We start from the raw sequence: 17,492 nt of genomic DNA, 5'->3' as shown, positions 1-17,492 counted from the left end.
AATTATTCCTGTTACTGTTAATTGCTAGATTAATTTAAATAAGGCGACCAAGCTGGCGCCCTTACTTCACCGCTACGAGCAGGCAGTTTCGCTTTGAAACGACCATCCATTGAGACCAAGGCTAAATTCTTTTTACCGCCATAAATTGTGCTGTAAATAATCATACTGCCATTGGGGGCAACACTGGGTGATTCGTCAAGGCTAGATGTAGTGAGTACAAACATATCGCCAGTTTCTAAGTCTTGGCGAGCTATTTGGTACTGCCCTTTATTACGGCTTACCATCACTAAATTTTTACCGTCAAAAGTCAATGAACCACCTAGGTTCATCTCACCTTCCCAAGTCAAACGCTTGGTCTCATTGGTGGCTAAATCTACTCTGTATATTTGTGGTTTACCACCGCGCTCAGACGAGAATATCAGCGATTTACCACTCGGGTCCCAGCTTGGTTCGGTGTCTATTGAGCGGTGCGAAGTCACTCGTCTAAGGTCACGAGTACGAATATTCATAACATAAATGTCCGGCTGGCCATCCTTTGAAAGCACCATCGCCATTTGTTGGCCATCAGGTGACCATTTAGGGGCACCATTAATTGATGGGAACGAGGTTAACTGAGTGCGTTCTTGGCTATAAATATCCTGAATATAAATCTGCGAACGATTGTTTTCAAAGCTTACATAAGCCAATTTACGACCGTCAGGTGACCAAGACGGAGACATCAGTGGCTCTTGTGAGCGAACCACTAACTTTTCGCCAAAGCCATCGTAGTCGGAAATACGTAGCTGGTAAGGGTACTTGTCAGTTTGATCAACAGCAATATAAGCAATACGCGTTAAAAATGCGCCTTTCTCACCCGTGAGCTTTTCATACACGATGTCACTAATACGATGCGCGTATTGGCGCATTTGGCTCTCTTTCACAACACTACGGCGTTTATCTAATACATAAGTGGCGCTATTACCTTGCTGGCCACTAATCACGTCCACTAATTCAAAGGTCACTTGATACTTGCCGGGCTCAGGCATTGTCACCACGCCAGTCACCAAGGCTTCCGCGCCTAAACTGGCCCAAGCATTAAAATCGATGTCTGAACTCAATGATGGCGTTTGTGGCATTTTAGAACGAGCCAATGGATTAAATTTACCACTGCGCATTAAGTCGGTACTGACTATTTCAGCTAAATCTTGTGGTGCAACGCCCTCACCTTCAAATTTAAAAGGCAGCACTGCAACTACTCGAGCGGTGTCGACACCTTCTGTGACCACTATTTCTAGTTTTGCTTGAGCGCTCACAACCACCGCGAACCACAAGCCAATTAACATCAGTAATTTATTTTTCATAATTCGAAACGTTCCTTTTATGACCCTAAGTTTATGGCTCTAAACGTAAATTAAAATCTTTAAATTCAGCTAACACAGCCGGATCTTTAGGTACAGGCAAACTATTCGCCTGGCGCACAGCGGCAATAGCAGAGCGACAAACCTGACCATCACCTTCTACCCGTTTTGTTTCAAGCACCAAACCGTTATTCGCTAGACGAATGTTAAGCAAGCAATGTTTACCACTCCAACCCGACTCAACGCGCCAATTGCGCTCAACCTTATCTTTGATCAAGGCCATATATTTACCTTTCTCAGAGATCTGACGTGAAGTTAAAGCATTGCTTTGCTCAGCCGCAAACTCGGCCGCCATTAAGGCTTCTAATTCACTTTGCCGCTTCGCTTCGGCCGCTTTGCGCTTACGCTCTGCCGCTTCTCGCTCAGCTTGATCTTTGGCTTTTTTCGCTTCTTCTTGTTGACGTTTTTTCTCAGCTTCTGCTTTCTTTGCCGCTTCTTCTGCCGCTTTCTTTTCTGCTTCCGCCTTCTTAGCTTCTTCTAATTTCTTTTGTTTCTCAGCTTCAGCCTTTTTCGCCGCTTCTTCTGCTGCTTTTTGCTCTGCCGCGGCTTTTGCAGCTGCTTGCTCAGCAGCCAAGCGCTGCGCTTCTTTCTCTTTACGAGCTTGCTCTGCTTGCAGTGCTTTTTGCTCTGCTTCTTTACGTTCAGCTTCTTTTTGCTGCCTCACTCTATCGGCCTGTTGCGCCGCTTCTTCGGCCAGTTTGCGTTCGGCTTCTTTCGCTGCTAGAGCCGCCGCCGCTACTTTGGCTGCTTCTTCTGCAGCGGTGCGCTCTGCTTCTTTATTCTTACGCTCAACTTCTAATTGCTCTACTTTCTTTTGTTCAGCAAGTTGTCTTTCTCGCTCTTGTTTTGCTAATTCCTTTACTCGTTCTAATTCTTCATTAGCTTCAGCAATACGCTCAGCCTCTTCGCGTCGTTTTTGTGCTTCTTTTTGCTTAATTTTGCTAACTTGTGCATCGACCGTTGCTTGATCAATCACCACGGCATTGATAGCTGACCCCGAAGGAGGCGGTGTCGGCTCCTTTTTAAAATCGATCCCTACAATAAATACAATGGCCAATACCACATGCAACACACAAGCAATGATAAAAGGTAAACCAAATCGAGACTTCACGGCATTCCCTGCTATTGTTCTTGTGGCTGAGTCATTAAGCCAACCGATGGCACCCCAGCTTGTTGTAATAACACCATTAATCGAACAACTTGTTCATACGCCACAGCACCATCACCTTTCACCACAACGGGTACGGTTGGATCAAGCTGCATGTGCGCTTGTACTAAAGAAATAAGCTCATTGTCCGCCAATGGCTCTTCGCTACTATCGCCGACGTCCAGGAAATAATTACCATCAATATCAACCGACGCGACTAACGGCGGCTTAGCATCTTGCGACATTGATTCAGCTTCAGCTGTTTGCGGCAGGTCAACTTTTACCCCTTGAGTAATGATCGGCACCGTCGCCATAAAAATAATCAACAGCACTAACATAACGTCGATGTAAGGCACCACGTTGATCTCAGCAACCGGTCTACGGCGTTTGCGTTGATACCCCCCGTGCATCATGCTTGGCTTCCTTGTTCACTCATAGATTGACGTTGCAAAATCGACGTAAACTCTTCCATAAAGTTAGCATAGCTGTTTTCAAGACGACCTACTTGATGAGAAAAGCGGTTGTAAGCAATAACAGCAGGAATAGCAGCAAACAACCCCATTGCGGTTGCAATCAGAGCTTCAGCAATACCGGGAGCAACCATACTTAACGTGGCTTGTTGTACTTCGCCTAGCGCAATGAAGGCGGTCATAATCCCCCAAACCGTACCGAATAAACCGATATAAGGGCTGATTGAACCTATGGTTGCTAGTGTAGGTAATGAAGACTCTAAATCATCAATTTCACGCGACAGGGTCACGCGCATGGTGCGATAGGTGCCTTCCATTAACGTTTCAGGGGTGCGGCCAACCGATTTGTGCAAGCGAATATATTCTTTAAAGCCAGCATAAAACAATTTTTCACTGCCTCGCAAGCTCTCGCGTCGCGCTGAGCTTTCTTGATAAAGTTTAGAGAGATCAATACCTGACCAAAATCGGTCTTCAAACCGGTCAACACTTTTATTCGCTAGCTTAAGTGCTTTATTACGCTGAAAAATGATCGTCCAAGACGCCAGTGACATACCAAGTAAAATAAGCATGACCGCTTTAACTAAAAAGCTAGCTTGAGAAATCAACCCGATAAACGACATATCTGCGTGCACTGACTATTACTCCTGAGCTGAAAAATCGCCATCAACCAGCGATTAAATTCAAATTAATTCAATTTAAGATTTGTTATATGTTGCCAAGCCACTCGTTGACCCGGCTAAATTCGGCGCTACTATAGCTGAGCTTTTCTCACTAGGATACGTGCTACAGCCTAAAATTAATTTCACCTGACCGCAAATAAAAAAAGATTCATCTTCTAACTATAATCAGCACCTTAAGGAAGATGGCAGCGTTATAATGGTAAAACATAAAGTATTCACCTTTATTGCAATCAATAAACAGCAAGGTTACCCCCTTTCGATTACAACTAGGCTAAAAAGTTTAATCTTTCTGGTAACCTAAATGCAAATAGGCGCGGTCAGTGGCAATTCGTCCACGCGGAGTGCGTTGTAAAAAACCTTGCTGAATCAAATAAGGCTCCAGCACATCTTCAATGGTCTCACGCTCTTCACCAATGGCAGCTGCAAGGTTGTCTAAACCAACAGGCCCGCCCATAAATTTATCGATAATGGCATCCAATAATTTACGGTCCATTAAATCAAAACCTTGATTGTCTACTTCTAGCATATCCAACGCTGCTTTCGCTGAGAACTGGTCTACTTTGCCTTCGTGTTTTACTTCCGCGTAGTCACGGACGCGACGCAGCAAGCGGTTTGCAATACGTGGCGTACCACGTGAACGCCTTGCCACTTCAATACAGGCATCACCATCCATATCCAACGCTAAATAGTGGGCGCTGCGTTTAACAATCTGCGTTAAGGATGGCACATCATAAAATTCTAGGCGCTGCACTATGCCAAAACGATCGCGTAAAGGAGAGGTTAACGAGCCCGCTCGTGTGGTGGCACCAATTAACGTAAAGGGGGGTAAGTCTAGTTTAATAGAGCGCGCAGCAGGGCCCTCACCTATCATAATATCAAGCTGATAATCCTCCATCGCGGGATAGAGGATCTCTTCCACCACAGGACTCAAACGGTGGATTTCATCAATAAACAGCACATCATTGGGTTCAAGGTTAGTTAGCAGTGCCGCTAAATCCCCCGCTTTTTCCAGCACCGGGCCTGAGGTGGTTTTAATGTTTACCTCAAGCTCATTGGCAACAATATTCGCTAAGGTGGTTTTACCTAACCCCGGCGGACCAAAAATCAGAAGGTGATCAAGGGCTTCACTACGACGACGCGCCGCCTCAATGAAGATTTCCATTTGGCTTTTAACTTGCTCTTGACCGGTATAATCTTGCAGTAACTTAGGTCGGATGGCACGGTCAACCACCTCTTCTTGTAAGCTAGCACTACTGCTGATCAGTCTATCCGCTTCTATCATTTATTTTGCCATTACCTTTTGTCATGACGACTTGAGTTAACAAACTGGACGCTTGTTATGTTACGCCATTGTCCGCAGAGCGTCGCGGATCAAGCTCTCACAGCTCGCCCCTTCGCGATAAACTTGCTTAACCATTTTTTCTGCCACGGCAGGTTTATAACCGAGTGAGATTAATGCGCCGATGGCTTCACCTTTTTCATCAGTGGCCGCGGTCACGGCAACGCTTTCTTCATCTCTTGGCAGCGCAGGGTTAAACAGATCCGCACCAACCCACCCTTTAAGCCTGTCTTTCATTTCAACTAATAAACGTTCGGCGGTTTTCTTACCTACACCCGGTAGCTTAACGAGTCCGGTGACATTATTATCTTCAATGCACTGCACAAACTGATTCGCCGTCATCCCTGATAAAATCGCCAGTGCCAATTTTGGCCCGACACCATTAACTTTAATTAATTCACGAAACATGGCGCGCTCAAGTTTATCAGTAAAACCGTACAGTAACTGTGCATCTTCACGCACCACAAAGTGGGTATAAACCACCGCTTCATGGCCCGGCTCAGGTAAATGATAAAACGAACTCATCGGCAGCTGTACTTCATAACCGACACCTGACACCTCAATTAAAATTTCTGGGGCTTGTTTCTCAAGTAAAATGCCTCTAAGTCTTCCGATCACTGCGCTCAGTCCTGTTGGGTTGAGTAAAATAAGCTAGGATAGAAAACAACTGGATGAATATCCAGTTATATTTATTCTCAGTTTGATTTAAACCTATCGCCATCATGTAAAGTTTGTTTTAACGCATCCGCCCACGTACGGTTTTTCGCACTTGCCCCGCCATTGCAATAAGGCTAGATTGCGTCGCCCCATGGCACATAGCCACAGCCAGCGCATCGGCCGCATCCGCTTGTGGTACACCGTCTAATTTTAATATGTGTTGGACCATATGCTGCACTTGCTCTTTTTTCGCGCCGCCCGTGCCCACCACAGCTTGCTTAATTTGCCGCGCCGAATATTCTGCCACCGTTAGCTGTTGATTGGTTGCCGCCACGATAGCAACGCCTCGCGCTTGGCCGAGCTTTAACGCCGAGTCAGCATTTTTCGCCATAAACACTTGCTCAATGGCAAACTCATCGGGTTGATATTGCAAGATTATTTCACTAATACCGTTGTAAATCGTGTGTAAACGCGGTGCTAACTCATCGCCTTGGGTGCGAATACAGCCACTGGCAACGTATTCAAACTTGCCACGAATAAACTTGACCAAACCAAAACCTGTGGTACGCGAGCCGGGATCGATGCCCAGAATTATTGCCATTTATGTGCCTGTATCATGTTGTTCTACACCAACAAAAAAGGAGCCTTAGCTCCTCTAAATATGCCCTAGCAAATCGTTATCAGCGCTGAGTATTGACCACTTAACGCTGGTATTTAGCCTTATTCAATATCTCTTTAATGTCATGGGTTTTTTCTAAATCCACGCCGTGTATATTGGCCAGCGCGCAAACATAATACAACACATCATAAAGCTCCTCCGCAACCGACCCTTTAAGGTTATCAAGATCAGGTTGGCCGACTTTCCCATTGCGAATAGATTCCGACAACTCACCCACTTCTTCTATCAATTTCAAAAAGTAGTGCTCTGATTGCTCTGGTGCATGATCAAACGCTTTAATATGCGCTTGTAATTGAGATAGCTTCATATATTTCCATATTATTCCAGTGTCGCCGCCACTTCATCAGAAATGTCGCCGTTGTGATATACCTCTTGTACATCATCATCGTCTTCTAAGATATCAATCAAGCGCAAAAACTTAGCGGCCGTATCGGCGTCCAACTCCGCTTTAGTCGAAGGCACCATGGTCACTTCAGCATTTTCAGCGGTAAAACCCGCTTGATCAAGAGCGTCCTTTACAACCCCGAATTCTTCCGGCGTAGTAAACACCTCTAAGCTGCCATCATCATGGGCAAGCACATCGTCGGCGCCGCCTTCAAGGGCCGCTTCCATCAAGGTGTCTTCATCTACTTCTGCGTCATAGGCAATCACGCCTTTTTTCTCAAACAAGTACGCCACCGAACCATCTGTGCCTAAATTACCGCCCGCTTTGCTAAAAGCATGGCGCACACTGGCAACGGTACGGTTACGGTTATCGGTCATGGTTTCCACCATGACTGCCGTACCACTTGGGCCATAACCTTCATAGATAATGGTTTCTAACTCTTGTCCATCTAGCTCACCAGCACCACGCTTTACCGCGCGCTCAACCGTGTCACGCGTCATGTTATTAGATAATGCTTTATCAATCGCTGCGCGCAGTCGTGGGTTTGAGTCAGCATCCGAGCCGCCTTCGCGTGAGGCAACCGTTAGTTCGCGAATCAGTTTGGTGAAAATTTTACCGCGTTTCGCGTCTTGCGCCGCTTTGCGATGTTTGATGTTGGCCCATTTACTGTGACCTGCCATGATAGCCTCCGGATTTATTTTGTTAACGCTAAAATAACCTGGCGATTAGATGCTGAGCTTGCTAGCTCGGCCGCCTCTTTGAGGGGCAACCAACAAAACTCACTGTGCTCAGTAAGAGAAATCTCACATTGAGCGGGAAGCGCTAAAGTAAATTGATGTTCGATGTTCATAGTAACCCCTTCGGCATAACGTTTACGCCATAAGGGTCGAATTTCGTAGCTTACTTGTTGATTTAAATCATTCAGAGTTAAACCTTGTCCGTCGATATCAATGCCTGTTTCTTCCATTACTTCGCGAACCGCTGTTTGATAGGGCGTTTCACCCGTTTCCAAACTGCCGGTTACCGATTGCCAGAAATTAGCATCATCTAAACGACGCAACATCAGCGCCCTGCCCTGCGCGGTGTAAATCACCACCAGCACAGATTCAGGGCGCTTAGTCATTAAGCTTGTTCCTCGTTTGCCTTTTCAGGTGCTTTTATGACTTCAATGTTCAAATCAGCCAGTGCCACAGGGTTAGCTTGACCCGGCGCGTTAGTTAACGGACACGCTGCCGTTAACGTTTTCGGGAATGCCATTACGTCACGAATCGAGCTCGCACCTGTCATTAGCATCACTAAGCGGTCTAAACCAAACGCTAAGCCTGCATGCGGCGGCGCACCAAATTTAAGCGCTTCCAGTAAGAAGCCAAATTTCTCTTCTGCTTCTTCATCGGTAATACCAAGAATACGGAAAATAGTTGCTTGCATTTCTTGGTCATAGATACGTACCGAACCACCGCCTAACTCACAGCCGTTTAATACCATGTCGTAAGCATCAGATAATGCGTTAGCAGGATCTTGCTCTAACTGTACTGGCGTTAAACCTGTTGGCGCCGTGAACGGGTGATGCAGCGGTGTTAAACCACCATTTGGTAGCTCTTCAAACATTGGGAAGTCAACCACCCATAGCGGCTTCCACTCGTCAGACGTTAAGCCTAAATCTTCACCCACTTTCAAGCGCAGTGCGCCCATGGCTTCAGCCACCACGTTAGCTTTATCGGCACCAAATAAAATGATGTCGCCATCTTTCGCGCCGGTACGTTCAAGTAAAGCGGCAATAATTTCAGGCGTAAGGAACTTCGCGATTGGCGATTGAATACCATCCACACCTTTCGCCACTTCATTCACTTTCAACCATGCTAGCCCTTTGGCGCCGTAAATGTTTACGTACTTGCCGTAATCATCAATGTTCTTACGCGACAATGACGCGCCGCCCGGTACACATAATACTGCCACGCGGCCTTTTTCATCATTGGCTGGGCCAGAGAATACTTGGAACTCAACCTCTTTTAATAAATCAGCAACGTCCACCAGCTCCATTGGGTTACGTAAATCTGGCTTATCAGAGCCAAAACGACGCATCGCTTCAGCGTAAGTCATGCGCGGGAACTCGCCTAAATCAACGTTTAGTAAGTCTTGGAACAACTGACGGATCATTGATTCCGTTACCGACATCACTTGGTCAGCGCTCATAAACGAGGTTTCAATATCGATTTGGGTAAATTCAGGCTGGCGATCCGCACGTAAGTCTTCATCACGGAAGCACTTAACGATTTGGTAGTAACGATCCATGCCCGCCATCATCAGCAACTGCTTAAATAACTGTGGCGATTGTGGCAATGCAAAGAAACGACCATGGTGGGTACGGCTTGGCACTAAATAATCACGTGCACCTTCTGGCGTCGCTTTAGTTAACATTGGCGTTTCAATATCTAAAAAGCCATTGTCATCAAGAAAGCGGCGCACTGAGCTGGTTACTCGCGCACGGAATTTAATTTTTTCCGCCATATCAGGGCGACGTAAATCTAAGTAACGGTACTTAAGACGTTGCTCTTCGCTGTTTTTTTGATGATCGTCCAGCGTTAATGGCAGCGGCGCTGATTTGCTTAAAATCTCTAAGTTTTGACCTAGAATTTCAATGCCGCCCGTGCGCATATCTTTATTCACTTGGCTTTCAGGGCGTGCACGCACTTTACCGGTAACTTTTACACAAAACTCATTGCGCAAGCTGCTAGCAAGCTCAAACACATCAGCTAAGTCTGGATCGTAAACCACTTGCACTAGGCCTTCACGGTCACGTAAATCAAGGAAAATCACGCCGCCCAAATCGCGACGTTTATTTACCCAACCGACTAATTCTACTTGTTGGTCAATGTGTTGTTCGTTTACTTCGCCGCAATATAAGGTGCGCATGCTGGTTCGTTCCTGTTCTGGTTTTACTATTCGATACTGAAGATGGCTAACTGTACCATCACACAGGGTAAATTTAAGATTCTTTCGCTGCTAAATTCTTTTTCGAGCCGGTTTTAAAGTCGGTTTCATACCAACCACTGCCGCCGAGACGAAAACCCGGCGCAGAAATAAGCTTAGTTAGTTTTGGCTCGGCGCATTGGGGACAATCCTTTAGCGGATCATCACTCATGCGTTGCATTTTCTCTAATTCATGGCCACAGGCCTGACAGCGATATTCATAAATCGGCATTGTCTATCTCTGCTAGTTACTATTTTATCTTTAACACACTTGATTCCATCAAGTGCAAACGCGCTATTATAGAGGAAAAGCTAGGCAAGGGTAAATCGTGCAAAACACATCAGCAGAGACAAAATTACGCATTGGCATGGCGATGTGGTCAGAAAAGGCGTGGCAACCACGTTTAACCCGTCAAACCGAGACGCCTTGTAGTGCGCTTTATCATTACAGTCGTGTATTTAACTCGGTAGAAGGAAATACCACTTTTTATGCCCTGCCCACTCCTGCTGCAGTGGCAAAATGGCGCCAAGACACGCCCGAAGATTTCAAGTTTAGCTTAAAGCTGCCGCAAACCATCTCTCATCAAAAGCGCTTATGCGCCGTTAGCCATGAGTTAAGTGAATTTTTTAACTTATTTGCACCGCTACAACACAAAATCGGTCTGGTTAAATTGCAACTACCGGCCAGCTTCGGTCCCGATGATCTGCCGCTGCTAATGACCTTTCTCAAGCAATTACCCCGTGACTGGCAATATGGCGTGGAAGTGCGCCATTTAGCGTATTTTGCCAAAGGCGATATTGAAAAGCGTTTCAATGGCTTTTTAATCGAGCAACAAATGAATCGCATCATTATGGACTCGCGGCCGGTGTTTTTAGCCGATGCCAGTAACCCCGTTATTCAGCATGGCCAAACGCAAAAGCCAAAAGTGCCAGTGCATGCCATTGCCACCAGCAATCAACCCGTGGTGCGCTTTATTGGTGATATAGCGCTAGAAAACAATCGCGCTTTGTTTTTACCTTGGGTCAGTAAAATTCAGCAATGGCTAAAACAAGGCAAATCGCCCTACTTATACGTGCACACAGCCGATAATTTACAAGCGCCCGAGCTAGCTGCGATGTTTGCCGAGATGCTGGGTGAACCCGCCGCTTGGTTTAACCTGCCTGAGCCTGAATTTGATCAGCTGGCGATGTTTTGAGGCATAAACTTTCGCTTTATATAGGAGCAAAGCTGCCATCATCAATATCGATGATGCAGAGCTTTAAATAACGCAAGGCCTGCAAGCCCTAATCAGCAAAAATCGTTTCCCTGCCACACTTTGAGCAAAAAGCTCATATGACCCCATTGATAAGTGAACTGTCGGTTAAGTTTTTGCTCGGTTATCAGTTACTATATGGTTAGTAGGCCATATATGATTAGCACAACAACTAAATATGATAAATAAATTATTCTATAGTCGAATTGAGGCATGGCTTAACCAGAGTCGCTCAGATGAAGAATTCAGAGAGAATTCATTCGTATTCGTATCGCTTACCATCTTGATAGCGATATTGTCTTTCTTACTTTACTACAACGTATTTATTATATTTATCCCCATTCTTGCCTTGATTCATGGTATGGGAGTTGTTTCAGGCCTTGCCGGTTACTATTTCCTAAAAAATCGCAGAAGCACACGAACAGCCGGCATTATTACCGTAACCATCATGACGACAATCAGCCTGCTGTTTATTATCGGCACGCAAAACCGTGAATTTGCCCTCGCCTTTTGCTTTTTAACCCCTGTTATCGCGGTATTTATACTTGGTTATAAGCTTGGTTCTTTTTTTAGCCTGATCAATTTCGCCGTGGTCGCCTATTTTTGCCTTACGGAAATGCAAAATTGGCATCCCGTTCCCTTTGATACCATTAGTTTCATCCATTTGACTATTATTTATTTTTTCCTTTTCTCTATTTCATATTTCTACGATTCTGGGCGTAGGCACACTATGCGCTTACTGAAAGAATCGAATCTACAGTTAAAAGCACTGTCTACCACCGACGTGTTAACCGGCTTGCCTAACCGCCTAAAAATGGAAGAATTACTGCTTAACTTTGATGAAGTGAAATGGATTGCGATGTTGGATGTTGATGACTTCAAAAGCGTTAATGATAATTATGGCCACGACATTGGCGATCGTGTACTCAAAGTTATTGCCAAGCAATTAGCCAACACAATTGGCGATGATGGGGTTGCTGGTCGTTGGGGCGGTGAAGAATTTTTGATTGCCTTTTATATCTCTGATGTCGATGCCATCGAAAAAAAGCTAATTGAATTACAAGCTAAAATAGCAGCGAAAAATTTTGGCCTTGAACGCAATGTCACTGTCAGCTGCGGGGCAACGCCTCATCAAAGCCATATGCATCGAACCGCTTTCCGTCGAGCAGATGAAGCGCTCTATCGCGCCAAAGCATCCGGTAAAAACTGCTATAAGCTTGATATGACTGCAATAGGAATGGAAGCCTTACAATAAGCTGAGTTAACCACGCTAACATGGCGGACTCAGCTATTATCGACTTAAAATGAATGACTAGTTAAACCGAACTCACCGTTAACTGGAATAACTAAAAGGTGCAGAGTCACACTGTTCCATTAAGTGGTTCGCTTGCCCCATAAATTCTGTTTTTACAAAGCTATCACTAATTACCAGCTTTTTACTTTGCTGCTGATCATTTTCCATATTCAGCCAAATCATTTGCATATTTCCATTACTAATATAGTAATAGCGTCTATCTCTGCTATCACTCACATTGGTCCATAGGGTTTGTGAGTTCACGGAATAACCCAACCCTTTTTCTACTTTTTCAAACACACTTAACGGGTGCAGCTCTTCAAAAGCGGTGGGAACATTACAGGTTGCCACCATCGAGCGTACTTGAGCCACAGGGTTAGTGCCTTTTGCCTTTTCATTAGACAAGTAGCGATAAAAACAGCCACGCTCAAATCGTTGCACAGGGGTGTAACCGCCAGGAACAGTAAAAACAGGATGTAGGTTACGCACCTCGGTTTTATTCCACTGGTACATCCAATAATCCATTAATTTAAGCTGAGTCGCGTAATCAGGCTGATTGGTCATCACAGTATAATTTTCACTCTGATAGCTTTTTACCAACCCCTGATCAATTTCTAAAATGGCAGAATTACCCGTTTTATCTGAAATCGAAATATGCAGAACAGCAGCAGAATTGTCGTCACCCGGCACTTTGCCACCGAATAATAGTATTTTATCTTTTGCAAAAAATTCACCGCTTCAGAAACACTGGCAAAGCGATCAAGAATAAATTGCCCCCAGCGTAAAACGCTTAGCCCTTTTTGGTTTTCAGCCAACGCACCGTCACCGAAAGTACAGGTAGTATCGTAAAGTGCATTCGCCACTAACCCCTGATCGTTCATACCATCGCAAAAACCATAGCCATTAATGTCATCGCCGACCATAGTAGCAATCGTCGCATGCTTGACCTTCCAACGACGCACTTGGGAGGAATCGAGCCCCTCTTTTTCTGCTTCTGCGGCACTCATTCCGACACGCTTTCCGTGGGCCGGATGCATAAATAGGGTCGCTTGTAGGGGAAACTCCCAGTCCATATTGCGACCGACCGTCACGTGATTCTTGTTAATGTTATTTAAAATGCGCGTGCACATGTTATTTCTCCGTTTTCATTGGGGTTAACCAACACTATTTAGGGTAATGGCCACTACACTAAATGGTTAAACGAGAAATATGTTAATAACAATTTTAAATATTGTGATCAACAGCTTAACAACATAACAGTGGTGTTAATTAACGATAATAAAATCAAATGGCACAGGTGCCAGCTATGATTACCAAGCAATTATTAAGATGAAAGCGCATTTGGTTAATCCCTATTTCAGCAAGGCTATTTTCAGCCCAAACCTAAAACGCACATGTTAGATTTTGTTTGCTCCAACTTAAGTCACGCGGCTTACACTCTGCGCCCTTCTGGCACAAAGCTAGAAACCGCTTTGCGGCATCCACATAACGGCAATCTTTTAGCATATAACGCGATGCCATTAGGTAATACCAAGCACGATCATCCTTGGGCTTTAACTGAGCTGCATAGTCATACACCACTGCAGCACTCTGGTAGTCTTTCTTGTTATAAAAAAGCAGATAACCTTGCAAGCAATATAACGAGTGCGACATCACGCCGTATTGCGTAAAAAGCGTTAAATCGGCCAATGCCCTATCCGGCATTTTCATTCGAGAAAAAATTCGTGCTCGTATCTCTAACGCATCAGGTGATAAGGGCTCTAATGCTAGCGCTTGATTGGCGTATTCTAGCCCTCGTTCATATTGATCAGTATTGAAATACATCCAAGCCAACCCGACCAGAGCAGGCGAGTAGTGAGGATCTAGCTGTAGGGTGCGTTGATATGCAACTTCTGCTTCTGAATAAGCTTCTAACCTCGTTAAAATACGCCCTTTTAAATTCAGATAGCCCATGGTCTCTCCATAGCTAAGCGCCTTTTCTATATGGTCAAGAGCTCTTTTTTCATCGTTGTTTTTACGCCTAGCAATGTCTGCCAATACATAATCGGGATAACCGGTGAACACACGCAAATGAGGCCATTGCTTACTTGCCTGCTCCATTTGTTGAGAAAATAGCAATACTTCCTGCATCTTACCGCCCCATTTTGGCGTTCTGGCGTTAGCATAATTCCAATGTAATATGAATGAACTGGGAACATACAAGTTAGCTTGTTGATAAAGACGTTCGATATCTTCAGCGCCTCTCACTAACTTAGTTAAATTGATCAAGTAAGCCCATGCGTGCGCAAGCTTGGGTTCAATCACCGTGACGCGAGTGAGGTGGGCTATCGCTTTTGCGCGGTATGACTTCATTGCTTTCATTTGTTGCTTGCTGGTATTGCTAGCGTATTTAGCACCTCTACTAAGCCATGCTAAATGCTGATAATAGATACCCGCAGCGAGGTGCGGTTGCCAGGTGTTTGGCATTGCTGCCAGCCAACCTTCCAACATAGCATTCTGCTCAAGAGCGCTAGTGGCAAATGGGTCTAACGCTTGCCCCAATTTTTGTTCTGATAACGCGCCATTTGTATGTTGTAAAAACACACCTTCAAGATAACGGTTAAGAGATTGATATTGTTTAGTATCGAGCAAGGAAATCGAATCAACAGACCAAGCTGGTGAAGTTAAAAAACACAAGAATAAGAGATAGTGACGCATCGATGCCTTTCCGCAACAAAAGAACACACCATATATCAAGTAAATGTAAAATACCTGCTACTTATTAATCATTTTATTTTTTGAAATATCGAATTAGCTCGTTCGCGTTTATTTGATGGCTGCAAGCTGGGGGGATTTCGCCGATTTATAACCCAGTAATATCCCCATGCGTAACTCAGATTGGATATTATTTAACCTATATGTTTCACAATATTAAGAAGTTAGTGGATACGGGATAGAAACCTCCCCTTAACGAAGGGCTAACGCACAGAGCAACCTTAATGTTACATTTCTGTAACGTATCTGTCACTTTACCCATTTAGTTTGTTCGCCACTAGTCTGGTTTTAACCAGCGTAACCAAAGCAGTTGGAGAACATGATGAGCAAGGAAATTTTTAACCCGAAGCGATTTAACAAAAGCGACAACCCAGATTTTGATCAGGTATTGGAAGCACATCTATCACGCCGAAAAATGATCAAAGGCGGCCTTGGCCTAGGTGCTATGACCATGTTTGGCGCATTTGGCTTGGCTGGATGTAATTCTAGTAATAGCTCAACACCAATAGTAGATTCTGGTACACCAACCCCCACACCAACCACGCCGAGCGTTCCCACTGCATCAAGCGCTAGATTGGGTTTCAACTCGATCCCAGGTTCTAAAATTGACGCAGTAAGTGTGCCTGAAGGCTACACTGCACAGGTTCTCGCGCCTTGGGGACAGCCAATCATGTCAGGCGGCTCAGAATGGAAGCGTGATGGCTCTAACAATGCAACAGATCAAGCGAATGCCATGGGCATGCACCACGATGGCTTGCACTTTTTCCCGCTCAATGATGATGGCAGCGACGGCCTTTTGTGCGTAAACCATGAATATATCGACCAAAATGCATTGCACCCTAACGGCAGTGATAAAGACGCTGACGGTATCCGTAGCAGTGTCGATCAAGTTCGTAAAGAGATTAATGCTCACGGCGTTGCCGTAGTACGCATTCAGCTGATCGCCAACGAGTGGAAGGTAGTGGACAATGATCCATTAAACCGTCGCTACACTGGCGCAACCACAATGAATATTTCTGGCCCACTCGCCAATTCAGACAAGCTGAAAACGCCTTTCTCACCAGACGGCAGTCAAGCGCGCGGCACTCTTAATAACTGTGGTAACGGCTATACGCCATGGGGCACTTACCTTACCTGTGAAGAAAACTGGCCGGGGTATTTCATCAATAAAGGCACGACCACCGCAGAGCAAGATCGCATTGGGATCGAAACATCTAGCACCACACGTTACGGTTGGGAAACCGTTGCCGGTAGTCCAGAAGAACGAGTTGACGAATTTGCGCGTTTTGACGTAACACCAACTGGTAACAGCGCCATGGACGATTACCGCAACGAAGCTAATGGTCATGGTTATATTGTTGAAGTAGACCCATACACAGCAAACTCTCGCGCGGTTAAGCGCACAGCCCTTGGCCGCTTCCGTCATGAGGGCTGTACTTTTGGTAAGTTGACTGAAGGAAAACCTATCACATTCTATTCGGGTCACGATTCACGCTTTGAGTACATGTACAAGTTTGTCTCTGACGCACTCTGGGATCCAGCGGATGCCGACGCCAAAAACCGTATGGCGATGGGTGACAAATATATGGATGCGGGCACCTTGTATGTGGCTAAATTCGATGCCGATGGTGTTGGTACTTGGCTACCACTCACCATGACAGGCTCAACCAAAAATGGTGGCACACTAGCCGATCATTTCACCAGCCTAGCAGAGATCATACTCAATACAGCGGGTGCCGCCGACCTAGTGGGTGCAACGCCAATGGATCGTCCTGAATGGTGTGCTGTTGACCCATTCACGGGCTCTGTTTACCTGACATTGACCAACAATACTCGACGTAATGCTGCAACTGGCACTAACCCAGCTAATCCACGACTAAATAACAAATTCGGTCATATTATCCGCTGGGATGAAGGCGAAACTCATACCACATTTAGCTGGGATATCTTCGTGTTTGGCTCAGATGCAGCCGGTGATGCTGCCACCAACCTATCTGGTTTAAATGAATTTAACCAATTTGCCAGCCCAGATGGCCTCGCTTTTGATAAACGCGGCATTATGTGGATCCAAACAGATAACGGCGCCGACGAAGTACAAAATTATACTAACGACCAGATGTTAGCCGTAGTACCTTCCATGCTGACCGACACTGATGGTAAACAACAAACCATCGATGACGCAAACCAAGGAGAGCTGCGTCGTTTCTTTGTTGGACCTAATGGTTGTGAAGTAACAGGTTTTACTATCACACCTGATTACACCACCATGTTCGTATCTATTCAGCATCCAGGCAATTGGCCATATAGCGACAATGCCGCACAAGAAACGCCAAATGGTATGACTTTGCGTCCACGTGCATCACTGGTTGCGATCCGTAAAGCGGATGGCGGAGCACTTGGCGTTTAAGCTTCATTAACCTTGGCTAACAGCAGGCCTGACGGCCTGCTTTTCTAGCATTAAACAACT

The 17,492-nt window shown here is 45.4% G+C and carries 18 protein-coding genes; 3 read left to right on the top strand and 15 right to left on the bottom strand.

The annotated features are described in order from the left end of the window. Positions 1-29: 29 nt before the first annotated feature. From tolB to K6Y31_RS18090, 12 genes are all read right to left on the bottom strand, one after another. Positions 30-1,340 carry a Tol-Pal system beta propeller repeat protein TolB gene (gene tolB, locus K6Y31_RS18145; protein ID WP_233054348.1) on the bottom strand — a complete coding sequence of 437 codons (1,311 nt, stop codon included), beginning with the start codon at positions 1,338-1,340 and terminating at the stop codon, positions 30-32. Between the two features lie 31 nt (positions 1,341-1,371). Then, positions 1,372-2,508, bottom strand: coding sequence for a cell envelope integrity protein TolA (gene tolA / locus K6Y31_RS18140; protein WP_233054346.1), 1,137 nt, complete (start codon positions 2,506-2,508; stop codon positions 1,372-1,374). An 11-nt stretch (positions 2,509-2,519) separates the two neighbouring features. Beyond that, positions 2,520-2,957, bottom strand: a complete 438-nt coding sequence (gene tolR, locus K6Y31_RS18135) for a protein TolR (protein ID WP_233054344.1) — start codon at positions 2,955-2,957, stop codon at positions 2,520-2,522. Further along, on the bottom strand, positions 2,954-3,646 hold the full coding sequence (gene tolQ / locus K6Y31_RS18130) for a protein TolQ (protein WP_233054342.1): 693 nt from the start codon (positions 3,644-3,646) through the stop codon (positions 2,954-2,956). The genes tolR and tolQ overlap by 4 nt, the downstream gene beginning before the upstream one ends. A 328-nt stretch (positions 3,647-3,974) precedes the next feature. Continuing rightward, entirely contained in the window at positions 3,975-4,976 is a 1,002-nt protein-coding gene (gene ruvB / locus K6Y31_RS18125) for a Holliday junction branch migration DNA helicase RuvB (protein WP_233054340.1), read from the bottom strand. A gap of 60 nt (positions 4,977-5,036) precedes the next feature. After that, on the bottom strand, positions 5,037-5,651 hold the full coding sequence (gene ruvA / locus K6Y31_RS18120; RefSeq protein WP_233054338.1) for a Holliday junction branch migration protein RuvA: 615 nt from the start codon (positions 5,649-5,651) through the stop codon (positions 5,037-5,039). A 118-nt stretch (positions 5,652-5,769) separates the two neighbouring features. Then, positions 5,770-6,291 carry a crossover junction endodeoxyribonuclease RuvC gene (gene ruvC / locus K6Y31_RS18115; RefSeq protein ID WP_233054336.1) on the bottom strand — a complete coding sequence of 174 codons (522 nt, stop codon included), beginning with the start codon at positions 6,289-6,291 and terminating at the stop codon, positions 5,770-5,772. A gap of 100 nt (positions 6,292-6,391) precedes the next feature. After that, positions 6,392-6,676, bottom strand: coding sequence for a MazG nucleotide pyrophosphohydrolase domain-containing protein (locus K6Y31_RS18110; protein WP_233054334.1), 285 nt, complete (start codon positions 6,674-6,676; stop codon positions 6,392-6,394). Positions 6,677-6,687: 11 nt separating this feature from the next. Continuing rightward, positions 6,688-7,434, bottom strand: coding sequence for a YebC/PmpR family DNA-binding transcriptional regulator (locus K6Y31_RS18105; protein ID WP_233054332.1), 747 nt, complete (start codon positions 7,432-7,434; stop codon positions 6,688-6,690). Between the two features lie 14 nt (positions 7,435-7,448). Continuing rightward, a complete protein-coding gene (nudB, locus tag K6Y31_RS18100) occupies positions 7,449-7,877 on the bottom strand; it encodes a dihydroneopterin triphosphate diphosphatase (RefSeq protein WP_233054330.1) in 429 nt (142 codons plus the stop codon). Beyond that, complete coding sequence (gene aspS / locus K6Y31_RS18095; protein ID WP_233054328.1) at positions 7,877-9,667, bottom strand: aspartate--tRNA ligase; 1,791 nt, start codon at positions 9,665-9,667, stop codon at positions 7,877-7,879. Before aspS ends, nudB begins: the two co-directional genes overlap by 1 nt. A gap of 73 nt (positions 9,668-9,740) precedes the next feature. Continuing rightward, positions 9,741-9,956 (bottom strand): FmdB family zinc ribbon protein, encoded by a 216-nt coding sequence (locus K6Y31_RS18090; RefSeq protein WP_232800258.1) that lies wholly within the window; start codon positions 9,954-9,956, stop codon positions 9,741-9,743. A 97-nt stretch (positions 9,957-10,053) separates the two neighbouring features. On the opposite strand from K6Y31_RS18090, the gene K6Y31_RS18085 reads away from it, so the two are divergent. Further along, complete coding sequence (locus K6Y31_RS18085) at positions 10,054-10,920, top strand: DUF72 domain-containing protein (protein WP_233054326.1); 867 nt, start codon at positions 10,054-10,056, stop codon at positions 10,918-10,920. A gap of 235 nt (positions 10,921-11,155) precedes the next feature. Then, on the top strand, positions 11,156-12,232 hold the full coding sequence (locus K6Y31_RS18080) for a GGDEF domain-containing protein (RefSeq protein WP_233054325.1): 1,077 nt from the start codon (positions 11,156-11,158) through the stop codon (positions 12,230-12,232). Between the two features lie 78 nt (positions 12,233-12,310). On the opposite strand, the gene K6Y31_RS22200 is transcribed toward K6Y31_RS18080, so the two are convergent. The 3 genes from K6Y31_RS22200 to K6Y31_RS18070 form a co-directional block, all read right to left on the bottom strand. Further along, a complete protein-coding gene (locus K6Y31_RS22200; RefSeq protein ID WP_345790270.1) occupies positions 12,311-12,961 on the bottom strand; it encodes a linear amide C-N hydrolase in 651 nt (216 codons plus the stop codon). Continuing rightward, on the bottom strand, positions 12,886-13,401 hold the full coding sequence (locus K6Y31_RS22195) for a linear amide C-N hydrolase (protein ID WP_251080902.1): 516 nt from the start codon (positions 13,399-13,401) through the stop codon (positions 12,886-12,888). Before K6Y31_RS22195 ends, K6Y31_RS22200 begins: the two co-directional genes overlap by 76 nt. 253 nt (positions 13,402-13,654) lie before the next feature. After that, entirely contained in the window at positions 13,655-14,968 is a 1,314-nt protein-coding gene (locus tag K6Y31_RS18070) for a DUF4034 domain-containing protein (protein WP_233054323.1), read from the bottom strand. A gap of 379 nt (positions 14,969-15,347) precedes the next feature. Between K6Y31_RS18070 and K6Y31_RS18065 the strand changes: the two genes are divergently transcribed. Next, positions 15,348-17,432 (top strand): PhoX family protein, encoded by a 2,085-nt coding sequence (locus tag K6Y31_RS18065; protein WP_233054321.1) that lies wholly within the window; start codon positions 15,348-15,350, stop codon positions 17,430-17,432. Positions 17,433-17,492 lie beyond the last annotated feature (60 nt).

Origin of the sequence: Motilimonas cestriensis, assembly GCF_021295315.1 — a bacterium.
Taxonomy (GTDB): Bacteria; Pseudomonadota; Gammaproteobacteria; order Enterobacterales; family CBDFNC01; genus Motilimonas; species Motilimonas cestriensis.
The sequence above is the reverse complement of the archived record's forward strand: the minus strand, read 5'-3'. Positions and strand labels throughout refer to the sequence as shown.